General features: G+C 72.3%; 14 protein-coding genes. 1 reads left to right on the top strand and 13 read right to left on the bottom strand.

The genetic code is table 11. The features are described from left to right. Positions 1 to 5: 5 nt before the first annotated feature. The 12 genes from QFZ75_RS40565 to QFZ75_RS40620 all read right to left on the bottom strand — a co-directional run bounded on the left by QFZ75_RS40565 (position 6) and on the right by QFZ75_RS40620 (position 12618). Positions 6 to 1853 (bottom strand): lasso peptide isopeptide bond-forming cyclase, encoded by a 1848-nt coding sequence (locus QFZ75_RS40565; RefSeq protein ID WP_307545775.1) that lies wholly within the window; start codon positions 1851 to 1853, stop codon positions 6 to 8. 35 nt (positions 1854 to 1888) lie between these two features. After that, a complete protein-coding gene (locus tag QFZ75_RS40570; RefSeq protein WP_104532192.1) occupies positions 1889 to 1999 on the bottom strand; it encodes a keywimysin-related RiPP in 111 nt (36 codons plus the stop codon). A gap of 660 nt (positions 2000 to 2659) precedes the next feature. Continuing rightward, positions 2660 to 3325: a hypothetical protein gene (locus QFZ75_RS40575; protein ID WP_307545778.1), complete on the bottom strand. Its 666-nt coding sequence runs from the start codon at positions 3323 to 3325 to the stop codon at positions 2660 to 2662. Positions 3326 to 3540: 215 nt separating this feature from the next. Then, entirely contained in the window at positions 3541 to 4179 is a 639-nt protein-coding gene (locus QFZ75_RS40580) for a GPP34 family phosphoprotein (RefSeq protein ID WP_307545780.1), read from the bottom strand. 114 nt (positions 4180 to 4293) lie between these two features. Beyond that, a complete protein-coding gene (locus QFZ75_RS40585) occupies positions 4294 to 4953 on the bottom strand; it encodes a response regulator transcription factor (RefSeq protein WP_307545782.1) in 660 nt (219 codons plus the stop codon). Further along, positions 4950 to 6116, bottom strand: coding sequence for a sensor histidine kinase (locus QFZ75_RS40590; protein ID WP_307545783.1), 1167 nt, complete (start codon positions 6114 to 6116; stop codon positions 4950 to 4952). Before QFZ75_RS40590 ends, QFZ75_RS40585 begins: the two co-directional genes overlap by 4 nt. A gap of 203 nt (positions 6117 to 6319) precedes the next feature. After that, positions 6320 to 7204 (bottom strand): PfkB family carbohydrate kinase, encoded by an 885-nt coding sequence (locus QFZ75_RS40595; RefSeq protein ID WP_307545785.1) that lies wholly within the window; start codon positions 7202 to 7204, stop codon positions 6320 to 6322. Positions 7205 to 7339: 135 nt separating this feature from the next. Continuing rightward, positions 7340 to 8350, bottom strand: a complete 1011-nt coding sequence (locus QFZ75_RS40600; RefSeq protein ID WP_307545787.1) for an SIS domain-containing protein — start codon at positions 8348 to 8350, stop codon at positions 7340 to 7342. A gap of 102 nt (positions 8351 to 8452) precedes the next feature. Continuing rightward, complete coding sequence (locus tag QFZ75_RS40605) at positions 8453 to 9289, bottom strand: ABC transporter permease (RefSeq protein WP_307545789.1); 837 nt, start codon at positions 9287 to 9289, stop codon at positions 8453 to 8455. Continuing rightward, on the bottom strand, positions 9286 to 10194 hold the full coding sequence (locus QFZ75_RS40610) for an ABC transporter permease (protein ID WP_307545790.1): 909 nt from the start codon (positions 10192 to 10194) through the stop codon (positions 9286 to 9288). Before QFZ75_RS40610 ends, QFZ75_RS40605 begins: the two co-directional genes overlap by 4 nt. After that, positions 10158 to 11429, bottom strand: a complete 1272-nt coding sequence (locus QFZ75_RS40615; RefSeq protein WP_307545793.1) for a spermidine/putrescine ABC transporter substrate-binding protein — start codon at positions 11427 to 11429, stop codon at positions 10158 to 10160. Before QFZ75_RS40615 ends, QFZ75_RS40610 begins: the two co-directional genes overlap by 37 nt. Positions 11430 to 11445: 16 nt before the next feature. Further along, on the bottom strand, positions 11446 to 12618 hold the full coding sequence (locus QFZ75_RS40620) for an ABC transporter ATP-binding protein (RefSeq protein WP_307545795.1): 1173 nt from the start codon (positions 12616 to 12618) through the stop codon (positions 11446 to 11448). 314 nt (positions 12619 to 12932) lie between these two features. On the opposite strand from QFZ75_RS40620, the gene QFZ75_RS40625 reads away from it, so the two are divergent. Beyond that, on the top strand, positions 12933 to 14030 hold the full coding sequence (locus QFZ75_RS40625) for a LacI family DNA-binding transcriptional regulator (protein WP_307545797.1): 1098 nt from the start codon (positions 12933 to 12935) through the stop codon (positions 14028 to 14030). Between the two features lie 72 nt (positions 14031 to 14102). Here the strand turns inward: QFZ75_RS40625 and QFZ75_RS40630 are convergent, their stop codons facing one another. Then, positions 14103 to 14936, bottom strand: a complete 834-nt coding sequence (locus QFZ75_RS40630; RefSeq protein WP_307545799.1) for a helix-turn-helix transcriptional regulator — start codon at positions 14934 to 14936, stop codon at positions 14103 to 14105. Positions 14937 to 14999 lie beyond the last annotated feature (63 nt).

Below are 14999 nucleotides of genomic sequence, written 5' to 3' on the forward strand. Positions count from 1 at the left end.
TTCCGTCATCCGACGGCGGATCCGGGACGCGGGGCGCGGTCCCGGGAGCGCAGCCACACCTCGCACGCGACGGTCGAGTAGAGGATCGCGTCGCGCAGACCAGGCGCGGAGGGCCGCTGCGCGAGCCGGCGCAGTTCCCCGCCGTCCACCAGGCCGAGGCTTTCCAGCCTGGAGTCGGTCCACAGAGTCATCAGGTCGCCCCGGTGGCGGCGCAGTCCGTCCGACGCGTCCATCGAGGCCTCCGCCTTGTTGGCACGCCGCAGGCACTCCTCCGGAACGACACCGCGCATCGCCTCGCTGAGCAGCGGTTTGTACCGCCATGGCGTGACGCGTTCGTCCGGCCGTACCGCCAGGCACGCCTCGATCACGCGGTCGTCCAGGTACGGCGACGCCATCGGAAGTCCCGCTCGGGTCGCCATCCGCTCCCACTGGCGGAGGATGCGCGTGCAGGTGCGGATCAGCTCCAGGTCAGTGTGCATGCCGCGGTCCGCGTGCAGCGGCTCGGCCTGTGCGGCCGAGTCCAGCAGGGCTCGGCGGGCGAGCCGTTCCGTCTCGGAGGTCATCCAGGGAAACAAGCGGGGTGACATCCCCCAACCGAGGCTTGCGGTCACCGAGGACTGCGGCATCGGAGCGCGTAGCCGACGGACGGAGTCGGCCAGCCAGCCGGAGTACGTGCGGGAGTCGGCGAGGGCACGCGCCGTCCCACCGAGCGGCCAGTTCCACAGGGCGCGAAAGCCGCGCAACTGGCGCAGCGCGAACAGCGGGCGGGTGCGCAGCAGTCCGTGGTAGTACGCCTCCGAGCACCAGGCGACGTGGTCGCCGCCGATGCCGGTGAGGTGCACCCGGCTGCGGCGTGCGGCCAGCCACGGCAGGTGCTGCAGGACGCGCGAGCGGTCCATCACGCCGATGGTCGGCTCGTCGAGCAGGTCGTCGATGCCCAGCAGGTCCGAGTAGACCAGGGCCGAGGCGTCCGGGTCCCAGACGGCGTGGTCCACCTTCGGCAGGTGCTGTGCCGCCTGCCGGGCCCACGCCAGGTCGGTGTCCGCGGGATCCCGGCCGGGCCAGGTCGCCGCCACCACGGAGGCGGTGGAGCGGGCGGCCAGGAAGCAGACGGAGGTGGAGTCCAGTCCGCCGGACAGGTCGCAGCTGACCACACCGCCCGGCCGGGTCCGGACGTCCACGGCCTCGGCCAGCGCCGTGCGGACGGCCGGCGCGCCCTGTGCGAGGGTGCGGGTCGGCTCCGGTGGCCGCCACCAGCGTGAACTGCGGACCCGGTGTCCGTCCGCGGAGATGAACAGGGCCTCCTCCGGGGAGACCGCGTCGACCCCCTGCCAGACCGAGGTCTCGTACAGCGGATGCGGCACGGGCCACAGGAGCCGGGCGGCCAGTCGGCCGGTGTCCGGCCTGCTCCCCAAGGCCTCGGCGAGCAGGTCCGCGCTCGTCGCCGCCACGCGGACGCCACCGATCCGGGCGTGGAAGACCAGCCGCAGCCCGGAGGCCGTGCCCTGCATCCTGAGCTGCCCGTCGTGGGTGGCCACCAGATGGAAACTGCCCGGCACGGACCGGGCCAGGGCGTCGAGTTCAGTGAGGTCGCGCATGCGTGCGGCCTGGCGTTCGAGCTGTTGCCGGTCGGCTGCACACCAGCCGACGGCGGCCAGGGCCGTTGTGCCGGCCCGGGCCGAGATGATCTCCGTGCCGGACCAGCGGCCGATCAGCCAGGGCCGGCCCGAGGCATGGGTGAGGACACACGTACCGGGGTGGCGGAAGAACCGGACCGCGGCGGCCGCCTCCTCGCAGTCGGGAAAGACAGCGAAGTGGGCGTCGCCGCGCTCCGGTTCCGCACTCTCATGCATGGGGGACATGGAGTTGCTTTACGTACCGGCCGCCGTCAGTTCTTGCTGAGGATCAGGCGGTCGTTGCCGCTGCGCTGCAGCAGCCCGGTCTTGCGGCGGAACGACCCCAGCCGGACGAGCGTGGGGGCCTCGTAGGCCTTCTTCATGTCATCACCTCGGTGTGAGCGGTGCCGTCGGCCTTCCTCGCGTCCAACGGCGGTGTCATCAGCTAGCGGGGCGGCACGAGGCACACACAAGACGCGCGATATAAGTCGTATTAGACGACTTGAGATGTTTGATCTGCGCCCCGTTCACCCCCGCCGGTCGGCTCCCTCGGATTCAAAGGGGGTGGCGCAGGGAGGCGATCGCACAGCAGATACTTCATCACCTGCACGAACGGCCGGAGCGCCGGCCAGGAGGGACGACCGGACGGTGTACGCGAGGGGCCAGGGCGCCGCCTGGCGCACTGCACGCCGCCAACGCAACCACCCGTACCGGTCGCGGGTGCGGTGTGCCGGCCCCGCCGAACGACTTCCTTACCTGCAGTTCGTCAAGACCGTGTCCTGCACGGTCTGAAGAGGCAGGCGGCAGGCGCCTCGGAACTTGCTCCACGAGGTCCTGCCAGGAGGAAATTCCTGTTCCGTCAGCCCCTCCGGATTGCCCGGCGGCCGCCCCATGCGCTCCCCCGCGGATCGCGCAGAGCAGGACGCAGACGCGCCGGACCCGTCGCGGACAGGTCCCGCGGTCCGGGGCGCGCCTGCACCCGCCCCTTCCCGTCTCCGTTCTTTTCTCCGACCTGGTGGGGTGTGGGGGTGTGCAGGGGGATGTCAGCCCTCGTGGTGTGCTCCTCCCCGGGGTGCGTGCCGTGTGGCGCTGCGGTAGGTGCAGATGCCCAGGGCGAGCATCCAGTAGCTGAAGACGGCGCCCATGAGGGCGGTCGTGCCCCAGCCGTTCGCCGCGTAGAAGTGCGCGGGGGTGTTGCCGAAGAACAGGGACGGTACGAAGAGCAGGTTGGCCCCCGCCAGGACGAAGGCGGAGCGGCCGGTCCAGGGCGGCAGCAGCTTCGTACGGGTGATTCCGTAGCCCACGGCGGTCAGGAGGAGCGCGAGCACGAGGCGGCCGATCGTCCCGTAGAGGAGGTAGGTGCCGCTGACCGTGATGGTCGGGTCGACCGGGTGGTCGGCGACGATGACCGCGCCGGCTTCGAGCCCGCTGGAGACCAGGGTGATCGTCGCGTAGACCAGTCCGGCGGCAAGGGCCAGCGTGCCGGCCCATTCGTGGTCGGGGGCCGCCTGTCCGAGCAGTTCGCGGAAGACCGTCACCCACACGATCAGGAAAACCAGCGCGAAGATTCCGATCAGCAGTCTGGCCAGGACGTTGGAGTCCGGTGGCGGGCCGGAGTGGACGAAGTACAGGGGTACCTCGACGATGAAGGCGGTCGCGGTGGCGATGCCGGCAAGGCCCGTCAGGCGCCTGGCGGTGGTTTCGTTCATGGCTGTCCCCCTGGGGTGTCCGTGCGGTGGGTGCCTCGTTGGTTCGAGGGCGACGGCGACGGCGTGCGCTCCTGCTGCCGTCGTCCCTGTGATCACCCGAAGGTGTTCGGAACGTGCCGGGGCGGCGGGCCTGCGCCGTGCGGGCGGGGGCATGTGGTCCGGCGCCGGGGACAGGGCCGTGTGTGCGTGGTCGTCGTCTCCCCGTTCGCGTGCGGTCAGCCGCCGCCCATGCCGCCCTGCGCGGCGATCATGGTCGTCGGCAGCGCGCGTACGGCTGTCTCCAGGCCGGGCGCGAGGGTGGCGAGGCATCCCGTGCAGGCGTCGATACGGGCCCGGAAGGTCCTGTGGTCCTGCCGTGACACGACCGAGCGGATGCCGCCCGCCGCGGCCAGCGCCAGCAGCGCGGCGTCGGCGGCGGGGATCTCCCGCACGGGACCGTCCGCGTGCAGCACCGCGGACACGCGGGCGCGGAGCGCGGCGGGCACCGCGCGGTCCCGCACGACCGGCCGCCGTGCGCCGAAACGGGTGCGGGGCGCCTTCACCGTGAGGACCCCCGCCGCGGCGAGCCGGTCCTCCACCTGTGTCAGGGTCCGCTTCCGGTGGCGGCGCACGAGGTACTTCCAGCCGTGCCCGGCGGCGGCGTCGCGCAGAACGCCGTCCAGCACGGGGTCGCCGACGGGTTGCGTGCCGGACACGGTGACCGTGCCGTCCACCTCCCCCAGCCGTCCGCGCAGGGCGAGGTCGACCAGGGCCGCGGCACGGACCAGCAACTGCGTGCGGGAACGGTCGTAAGGGCCTTCGGCCCTGTCGTCGTGGGCGAGCAGATACATGAGGCAGGCCAGGTCGTCGATCACACCTCGACGTTATGGCCGGCCACCCCGGCCGCGGATCGGCCCGGGGAAGGGGCCGGCACTGGGAACACGGGAGGACGGCGGCCCGGCCTCCTCCTTGAGGAGGAGAGCGGGCCGTCAGGGCCGGCGCACCCGCACGAGGCCGTGGTCGTAGGCGGCGACGACGGCCTGCACGCGGTCGCGCAGGCCCAGTTTGCGCAGCACCGCGGTGACATGGTTCTTGACGGTGGCCTCCGACAGGCGTAGCCGTCCGGCGATCTCCGCGTTCGACAGCGCCTGCCCGATCAGGGTGAGCACCTCCCGCTCGCGGCCGGACAGGTCCCGCAGGGAGGGCGGCGGCGCCGGGTCGGGCGTGGTGCGCAGGAACCGGTCCAGGACGCGGCTGAGCACGGTCGGCGCCAGCAGCGCGTCGCCGCGCGCGGTCAGGCGGATCGCGTCGACGAGTTCGCCCGGGCGGATGTCCTTGAGCAGGAAGCCGCTCGCCCCGGCCCGCAGGGCGGCGACCACATGCGCGTCCACGTCCCAGGTGGTCAGCACGAGCACCCGGGCCCGGGCGCCCGACTCCGCGATCCGCCGGGTCGCCTCGATGCCGTCCAGGACGGGCATGCGTACGTCCATCAGCACCACGTCGGGCGCCAGTTCCCGCGTCAGCCGCACCGCCTCCTGCCCGTCGGACGCCTCGCCCACCACCTCGAGGTCGTCCCGGGCGTCGATGATCATGCGGAATCCGGTACGGACCAGGGCCTGGTCGTCGGCCACCACCACGCGCAGCGTCATGACGCGCCCCGCGCCGGCAGGTGCGCCGCCACCTCGAACCCGCCTCCGGGCAGCGGACCGGCGCGCAGGCTGCCGCCCACCAGCCGTGCGCGTTCCTTCATCCCCACAAGGCCGCGTTCCGCTCCGGCCGCGGCCGGAGCGCCGTGCGGTGTACGGCCGTTGTCGGCCACCGTGATCTTCACGCACTCCCCGTGGGCCGTGACGCGCACGCTCACCTCGTCCGCGCCGGCCGCGTGGCGCAGCGTGTTGGTGAGGGCCTCCTGGACGATCCGGTACGCCGCCAGATCCACCGCGGCCGGCAGTCCGTCCGCGGCGCCCTCCCGGTGCACGTGCACCGTCATCCCGGTCGCGCGCACCGTGTCGGCCAGCTCGTCCAGACGCGTGAGCGAGGGCCCCGGCTCCCGCTGCTCCCCGGCTCCCTGCGTCCCCGCCTCGGGTGCGAACGCGCGCAGCAGCAGGCGTAGTTCACCGAGCGCCGAGCGGGCGCCCGTCTCGATGGCCCGCAGCGCCCGACGGGCCTGCTCGGGCCGTTCGGCGAACACGTCGTCGGCCGCGCCCGCCTGAACGACCATCACCGACAGGGTGTGCGCCACGACGTCGTGCACCTCACGCGCGATCCGCGCACGCTCCTCCACCACGGCCCGGCGCATCTCCGCCCTGATCCGTTCCTGCTGCGCCCTGCGCCACTGTCCCGCGGTCCAGGCCAGGAGCACCGTCAGCAGGAGGACCGCCGCACCCGCAGGGCCGCCCGCCCCGAACGCCAGCGGCGCCGGCAGGCACATCGCGGCGAGCGCCCGCACCGAGACCCGCCGCGGCCTGGTGGCCGACAGCACGCACAACGCGACCTGCGCCGCCAGCAGTGCCCCCGTCAAGGTCACCGCGGGCAGCAGCGCCCACACCGCGAGCCCCGCCGCCGCGGTCACGGCCAGTACGACGGCCGGGGCGCGCGTCTGCCACCTCAGGGCCCAGGCCTGCGCGAGGACCAGGGCCAGGGCCACGGGCAGTCGCCGGCCGTGGTCCGTGCCGGCAACGAGCACCGAGGTGCCCAGGACGGTGAGCACCAGGCCGGCCGACCCCCACCACAGCGCCCGGGCCGTCCGGGGCGGCAGCGCGCCCTGCGCCTGCCCTGCGAACGCGTCGTGGGGCTGTCTGCTGCGGTCCACGCCCCGATCCTATCGGCGCGGAGCGGGCCGGGCCGTGGGAGGAAGCGGCCGCCCGCGGGTTCGAGGGAGTCGTCAGGGTGTGCGGGCGACCACGGGTGCGGGCCGCTCTCGCGGTGCCGGGCGTACAGCCGCGTGCGGCGGACGGTGCCGGATCACGCGGGCGGTGGCTCGGATGCGGCCCGGGCGGCGGCTTCGCGCGCCGTTCACCGTTCGGCGGCCACCGGTGCGGGCGCCGGTGTCGGGCGGCCGCAGCCGAAGGCCGCCTCCACGAAGCACTGGTCGTACGCCGCCTGCGCACCGTGCCGCAGGGCGCCGTCCAGAGCCGCCCGGGCCGGCGGGAGCCCCCGGGCCCAGCCCTCGCGCAGGAGCGAGACGACGAACCCGGCGAGGAAGGCGTCGCCGCAGCCCATCGTGTCGGACATGGAGGCGGGGTCCGCGGGGCGGGAGGGCGCGGTGGCCGTGACCGCACCGTCGTAGGCGATCGCCCCCTCGAGGCCGCGCGTGGCCAGCGCCATGCCCGCCCCCCGCCGCACGGCTTCGGTGAGCAGCGCACGCGTGGCGGTCTCGTCCAGGCCGGAGCACGACAGCAGCGCCAGGTCGACGTGGGGGCAGACGCGGTCCAGGTAGGCGGGGGTGCGGTACTCCTCCTCGTCGGAGAAGTCGAAGCTGACCAGCGGACCGGCCGCGGCCAGCCCGGGGAGCTGGGCCTCGGTGCGGGAGTAGACGCTGGAGTGCACGAGCGCGAACGACGCCGCGTACGCCGTCAGGCCGTCGTCCAGGGCGGGCCGCTCGCGGACGGTGCCGTCGTCGTAGCCGAGGAACAGCCGGTCGCCGTCGCGTACGTGCAGGGTGGAGACCGAGGTCCGGCCGGGGCGCACCGTGCTGCGGTCCACGGCGACGCCCTGCGCCGCCACGGACGTGCGCACGAAGGTGCCGAGGTCGTCGTCGCCGAACACTCCCAGGTAGGCGGCGTCCAGGCCCAGCCGGTGGGCGTAGACGGCGACGTTGACGCAGTTGCCGCCGGGGTAGTCGGTGCCGCGGTCCACGAAGCGGTCGACGGTGTTGTCACCGAAGCCGAGGACGTTCATCAGGGTCTCCCGAGGCGCGGGCGCGGCGTGCGGGGACGCCGCGCCCGCCGTGGGCGCGCCGGTACCGGCGCGCAGGGGTGGGGCGGGGTGGGGTGGGGACAGGTGGGCTGGTCGGCCGGTGGAGGCGGTCCGGCCTCAGTAGTCCATGACGCGGTAGTAGCGGCGCAGGTCGAGCGAGTGGTCGCGGGCCCGCTCCAGGTGCTTGCTGACCCGGTCCATCACGGTGTCCAGCACCAGCGGCGCGAGCAGCCCGCGGAACTCGGCGCTGATGCCCTCCAGGGCGTAGTCGCGGGTGTCGAAGACGGTGACGTCCTTGGAGACGCGCTTGGCGAACGCCTCGGCCCGGTCGGTCAGGGCCCGCGTCTCGTCCTCCCCCTGGAAGACGATCACGCTGGTGTCCGCCTCCAGCAGTTCCAGCGAACCGTGGAAGAACTCCGCGCTGTGCACCCGGGTGGTGCGCAGCCACTGCATCTCCTCCAGGATGCACATGGAGTACAGGTAGGTGAATCCCCACAGGTTCCCGCCGCCGATGAGGAAGTGGTAGTCGTTGTCCTTGTGGGCGTCGGCGAAGGCCCGTGCCACCGGCTCGGCCTGGCGGGCGACGTCCACCAGGATGCGCGGCAGGCCCGCGAGTTCGCCGGCCAGGCGCTCGTAGCCCTCGAACTCGCCGCGGCGGGACAGCAGCCGGCCCAGGAACAGCAGCAACTGGACGTCGAACGGCCAGGCCTTGGGCTCGGAGAGCAGCGTGACGTCGGCGCTCTGGGCGATCGGGGAGTCGGCGATGCCGGTGAAGGCGATCGTGTGGGCGCCCCGGGACCTGCAGTACTCGATGGCGCTGAGGCTGTCCTCGGTGGTGCCGGAGACGGAGGTGAAGACGGCGGCGGTGCGCTCACCGATGCGGGCGTCGCCGGAGACGACGAGTTCCGCGGCGACGGCGGCCCGGACGGGGAGCAGCGAGGTGCGCCGCGCGAGGTGCTCGTAGGGCCACATCTGCGCGTACGTCCCGCCCGCTCCCACCAGCAGGACGTTGTCGTACCCCTCGTCGACGAGCCGGTCGGCGACCTTCTCGATCTGGGGGCGCAGCGCCAGGAGGCTTTCCGTCTGGGAGACGAACTCGGCTTCGTTGAAGGACAGCAAAGAGTGCACGGTGATGATTTCCTTTGGGGGTTGTTCCGCACCGGCCGGCGTGTGCCGTGAGCCGGTGTCCGAGGGGCGCGGGGAACTCGGCCGGGTCGGGACCGGGCCGAATCAGGCCGCGCGGCGCCGGGAGAACAGGACGTTCGCTCCGGCGATGAGGAGGCCGCCGACGAAGATCAGCGTCCCCATGACGTTGACCTGCGGGGGCACGCCGGTACGGCTGGCGCTGTAGACCCACAGCGGGAAGGTGACCGTACGGCCGGCGTTGAAGCTGGTGATGACGTAGTCGTCGATGGACAGGGCGAAGCACAGCAGGGCGCCGGAGGCCACGCCGGGCAGCAGCATCGGCAGGGTGACCAGCCGGAACGCCGTCCAGGGACCCGCCCCCAGGTCGCGGGCGGCTTCCTCCAGCGTCGGGTCGTGCCCCGCCATGCGCGCCCGTACGGTGATGGCGACGTAGGGGATGCAGAACGCCACGTGCGCGATGACGACCGTCCAGTAGCCGCGGGGCACGCCCATGACGATGAACAGCGACAGCAGGGCGGCGCCGAGGGCGATCTCGGGGGCCGCGATGGCCGCGAACATCAGCAGGTCCACCGAACCGCGGCCGCGGAAGCGGTAGCGGCCCAGCGCCAGTCCGATCGGGGTGCCCAGCAAGGTGGCGACCACGGCGACGATCAGGGCGATGGTGAGGCTGTTGACCAGCGCGGAGGTCAGGTTGGGGATGGCGAACAGGTGCCGGTACCAGTTCAGGGTGAAGCCCTGCCAGGTGAAGTTCACCTTGCTGCCGGTGTCGTTGAAGCCGAACAGGACCATGACGGCGATCGGCAGCAGCAGCCAGGCCAGTACCAGGAACGTGTACACGCTCAGGGTGGGCCGGCGGCGGGCCCTGCGCGGCCGTGGTGCGGCGGGCGCTTCGGGCGCCGCGGGGACGGTGTGTGTGGTCATCGCGCGGCCGCCTCCAGCACGTCGTCGGTGCCCAGGGCCCGGGCGTAGGTGAACACGGCCAGCAGCAGCGCGCCCATGAGGACGAACGACAGGGCGGCGGCGCCGGGGTAGTCGAGGTTGGTGAAGTACTCGGTCTGGATGATGTTGCCGATCATCGTGGTGGAGGGGCCGCCGAGGATGCCGGCGTTGACGTAGTCGGCCGAGGCGGGCACGAAGGTCAGCAGCACCCCGGCGAAGACGCCGGGCAGCGACAGCGGCAGCACCACACGCAGGAAGGTCCCCGTCCGGGAGGCGTACAGGTCGGTGGATGCCTCGACCACCTTGGGGTCCACCCGCTCCAGGGCGACGTACACGGGCAGCACCATGAACGGCAGGAAGTTGTAGGTCAGTCCGCCGATCACCGCGTAGGGCGTGGCCAGCAGGTGGAAGTCGGCGGAGAGCAGGCCCCAGTCCTTGAGCGGGCCGAGCAGGACGCCGTTGTCGGCCAGCACGACGTTCCAGGACTGGGTGCGGATGACGAAGGAGACGAAGAACGGCAGCAGGAGCAGGAAGAGGAACACCGACTTGTGCCGGCCGGCCCGGAAGGCGATCCAGTACGCCACCGGGTAGCCGATGAGCGCGCACGCGACGGTGGCGGCGGCGCCGTAGACCAGGGACCGCACGAGCTGCACATGGTAAGTGCGCACCACGTCGGCGTAGGTGGAGAAGTGGAAGGTCTGGCGGAAGCCGTCGATGAAGTCGCCGGTCTGCAGGGACAGCGACACCATCACGATCACGGGGGTGACGAAGAAGGCGGCCAGCCACAGCCAGCCCGGCAGGATCATCCAGTAGGGGGCCAGCGCGGCACCGGGACGGCGCCGTCGCCGCTTCAGGCCTGGTAGATCGGTTCGAACAGCGCGTTCCACTGCTTCTCCTCCTCCTCGTCGAGCACCCGCAGGTGGCGCAGTTTCGATTCGTCGGCCTCGGTCGGGAAGACCAGGGGGCTGGTGCTCAGGGCGTCGAGCACGGTGTGCTGCTTGCCGGTGGCGGCGGCCGCGTCGCGTGCGACGACCTTCTGCGCGGCGGGGACGGGGCAGACGAACTGCACGGTCTCGCTGATCCGCGCGGCGACCTCGGGCCGGTAGACGTAGTCCATGTAGGTGAGCGCGTCGACGGGGTGGGCGGCCGTCGAGGGGATGCAGAGGTTGTCGGTCCACAGCAGACCGCCCTCGTCGGGGATGACGAACTCCAGCTGCGAACCGCTCTGGTTGGCCTGGAAGACGTCGCCCGAGTACACCAGCGACGCCGCCAGGTCGCCGCGCTGCAGGGAGGACTGGTAGGTGGCGGTGGAGTAGGAGCGGACCATGCCGGCGTCACGCTGCTTGCGCAGCCAGGCCGCCGCCTTGCGCCAGTCGGCGTGGGTGGAGGTCTCCGGGTCGACGCCGACGGCCAGCAGGGCGACGTTGCCCATCTGCACCGCGTCGTTCCACATGCCGACCTTGCCGTGCAGCTTGGGGTCGAGCAGGTCCTGCCAGCTGGTGATCTTCCGGCCGACCCTGGCCGGGTCGTAGCCGATGCCGGTCATGCCGGACTGCCAGGGCACGGTGTAGACGTTGCCGGGGTCGAAGGAGGAGTTCTTGAACGCGGCGCCGCCGTACTGCGCGAAGGTGGGCAGCCGGCTGTGGTCGAGCGGGGCGAGGTAGCCGAGCTGGATGTACTTGGTCAGGTAGCTGTCGCCGCCGACGACCATCAGGTCGTAGCCGATGCCCTGGCCGGAGGCGAACTCGGGCTGGATCTTGCCGAACCAGGAGGCGCTGTCGTCGATCAGCTCGTCGTAGGCGACCTCGATGCCGCTCCGGCGGGTGAAGGCGTCGAGGGTGGGGTGCCTGCTCTGGTCGGTGGGGTCGACGTCGATGTACTGGGTGTAGTTGACGAAGTCCAGCTTTCCGGAGCCCTTCTTGCCGGTCCAGAAGTCGCTGACGGCCGCGGCGATCTCCGCCTTGCCGGTGGGGACGTGGACGCGGGCGCCGGGAACGCTGCACGCGGCGAGCGGGGCCAGCGCGGCGGCGCCGAGCGCGGCGCGCAGCAGACCGCGCCGGGTCAGGCGGCGCTCGGCCGGCCCGCGCAGCCGGGGCGCGGCGGGTGTGGAGTACTCGGACATGGTGGTCTGCCTGTCGTCAGCGCGGGGCGGGGGATGCCGCGTCCGCGGCGGCCGCCGTGGGTGCGGGTGCGGTGGTGAGCAGGTAGGAGTGAGCGGTGGCCCAGGAGAGCCAGACGGTGTCGCCGCGGGCCGGATCGACCGCGGCGGTGCCGTCGTTGGGCTGGAAGACGGTCATCTGCGCGCCGGTGGCGGTGTCCACCGTGTAGCTGGTGGAGGTGCCGAGGTAGACCACCTCCCGGACGGTGCCGCGGAGACGGCTGGCGGTGTCGGCCGGCCCGGTGGTCAGCGTGATCTTCTCCGGGCGCACGGTGAGCTCGACGCCGGCTCCCACGCGGTGGGAGCCGTGCAGCGGGACGGTGACGCGCTGGCCGTCGCCGAGGTCGAGCACCCCGGTGCCGGCGTCGGCGGAGGTCAGGTGCCCGCTGATCAGGTTGGAGGTGCCGATGAACCCGGCGACGAACGCGGTGGCGGGCCGTTCGTACACCTCCTGGGGCGGGGCGACCTGCTCGACCAGGCCGTTGTTCATCACCGCGATCCGGTCGGACATGGTCAGGGCCTCGGCCTGGTCGTGCGTGACGTAGATGAAGGTGATGCCGACCTCGCGCTGGATCCGCTTGAGTTCCAGCTGCATGGACTGGCGCAGCTTCAGGTCGAGGGCGCCGAGCGGTTCGTCGAGGAGCAGGGCGCGCGGGCGGTTGACCAGGGCGCGGGCGAGGGCGACGCGTTGCTGCTGGCCGCCGGAGAGTTCACGGGGGCGGCGGTCGGCCTTGTCGGTGAGTTCGACGGTGCGCAGGATCTTCTCGACCCGGTCGCGGATCTCGTCCCTGGGTACGCGCTTGCGGCGCAGTCCGAACGCCACGTTGTCGGCGACGCTCAGGTGCGGGAAGAGGGCGTAGGACTGGAACACCATGTTGATGTCGCGTTTGTTGGCCGGTACGCCGACCATGTCGCGGCCGTGCAGCAGGATCTGTCCGCCGGTCGGCTCCTCGAACCCGGCGATCATCCGCAAGGTGGTGGTCTTGCCGCAGCCGGACGGGCCCAGCAGCGAGAAGAACTCGCCCTCGCCGATGGAGAGGTCGACGCCGCGGACCGCTGCCGCGTCCCGGGCGCCGCCGAAGTCCTTGACCACGTCGACGAGGGTGATGGCCGGGCCTGTGGCCGATGGCGGCGAGAGGGTGTCGGTTGCCATCCGTGGGACCTCCGGTGTTCGGGACGGGAGCGCGGAGCGTGGGTTCGAAACGGGAGCTTCGAAACGGGAGCGCGGAGCATGGGTTCGGGACGACCGTGCGGCTGGGCGTGCCGTGGTCGGCCCGGTAGAGGCAGGCGGGCAGGCGGGCAGGCAAGTGGGTGGATGCCGGTGCCGTCGGCAGATTTTGATAACGTTACCAACGAGCTCGTACCTTACCCACCGCCAGCCGCTGTCCGTCAATGGTTGAATGGCGCCGGATTTCATCGACCCGTCCCTCGGTGTCCGCCGAGCCGTCACCCGTGAAGAGACCGCCCATGCCGAACACGCCACGGCCGCCGCGTCGCGTCACCCTCCCCGACGTCGCCCGGCACGCCGGCGTGGGGCAGGCCACCGCCGCCCGGGTCCTGGGCGGGTACGGGTCGGCGAGCGCGGCCACCCGCGAACGCGTGCTGGCCGCCGCCGCCGAACTCGGCTACAGCACCAACGCGGTGGCCCGCAGCATGATCAGCGGACGCACCCACACCCTCGGCGTGGTCGTCGCCGACGTGGAGAACGCCTACTTCGCCCGGGCGGTGCGCGGGGTCACCGACGTCGCGGCCAAGGCCGGCCTCCAGGTCGTCCTCGCCAACAGCGACGAGGACGGTGCCACGGAGCGGTCCGCGGTTCAGCTGTTCATCGAGCGGCGCGTGGACGGTCTGGTCGTGGCGCCCGCCGCCGCCGACCACGAGCATCTGGACCGGGCCGTGGCCTCGGGCGTTCCCGTGGTCCTGCTGGACCGGGCGCTGAGCGGTGCCGCGCTGGACACGGTCGTGGTGGACAACCGCGGTGCCGCCAAGGCCGCGGTGAGCAGGTTCACCGACGAGGGACACACCCGCATCGCGGTCATCACCTCGGCCTCCCCCGACGAGAACACGGCCCTGCTGGCACCGGGCGCGGACATCTGGACCACCACCGAGCGGCTCACCGGCTACCGGCAGGCCCTGCGCGCCGCCGGTGTCCCGCGCGAGGCGGAGCTGATCCGGCACACCGGATACGACCGGGCCTGGGCCCGCTCCGCCGTCCTGGAACTGATGACCTGCGAGGGCCGGCCCACCGCGCTGTTCACCACCGACAACGTGGCCACGCTCGGCACCCTGGACGCCCTGCTCGACCTCGACGCCCGCATTCCCGCCGACGTCTCCGTCATCGGCTTCGACGACGCCGAGTGGGCCACGCTCGTGCGGCCCCGGCTGAGCGTGGTCGGCCAGCCGGTGCAGGAACTGGGCGGGCTCGCGGCCGACATCCTGGTGCGCCGCATCAACGGCTCCACGGCCAGGCCGCGCCGCCACACCCTGCGCACCACCTACGTGCCGCGCGAGTCGACCGGTCCCGCCCCGGTGCGGGTACGGCGGCTGCGGGCGCCGGGAGAGTGAGGGCGTACCCCTCCCCCGCCCATGCCCCGGGGCCGGACCGTCGCGGGCGGGCGCGGATCACCGGCCGCGTGATCACCGTGCGTACAACCGGTCCAGTGCCGACCGGCTCTCGTCGTCCGCGGCGCGGCAGATCATCAACCGCTGGTCCGGATCCTGGAGCGGCACGAGCACTTCGAAACGCACCGCGATCACACCGGCGCCGGGGTGCCGCATCACCTTGCTTCCGCGGCCGTTGGGCTTGATGTCCCGCTCGGCCCACAGTCGCGCGAACTCCTCGTCGTGCGTGGTGAATTCGGCGATGAGGTCGGTCAACGTCCGGTCCTCCGGATGCGCGGCCCACGCGGCGCGCAGGTGGGCGATCCCCTCCCGTACGACGCGTTCGCGGTCGACGTAGAACTCGCGTATCTGCGGATGCATCAGGCACAGCCACATCGCGTTGCGCTGCAGCGGCGGCAGGGTGTCGAAATCCACCAGCAGCCCCGCCATCTCGGCGTTCCAGGCCAGGATGTCGTAGCGGTGGTTCATCAGCATGGCAGGCAGCGGCGACAAATCGGCGACCAGCCCCGCCAGTGGTGGCGCCGCGGTGGTGACGGGCTTGTCGGCGTTGCGGGGACGCTGCCGGGTCAGGTCGAAGAGGTAGGTGCGTTCGTGGGGGGCCAGCCGCAGCGCCCGGGACAGCGCCTCCACCACGTCCGCCGAGGGCCGCAGCCCGCGGGCCTGCTCCAGCCGCACGATGTAGTCGACGCTGACCCCGGCCAGTTCGGCGACCTCTTCGCGGCGCAGTCCCGGGGTCCGCCGGAACTGCCGGCGCGAGGGCAGGCCGACGTCGCGCGGGTCCAGGCGTTCGCGTCGGGTGCGCAGGAACGCGGCCAGCTCCTGTGTCGCGTTCACGGTGCGGGTCGTCATGCTTGATCCAACAGACAGGGTAGGAGCGGTGTTCCCAGGAACCTCTTTCCCTTACCCCTGGCC

This window comes from Streptomyces sp. V3I8, assembly GCF_030817535.1.
Lineage (GTDB): Bacteria > Actinomycetota > Actinomycetes > Streptomycetales > Streptomycetaceae > Streptomyces.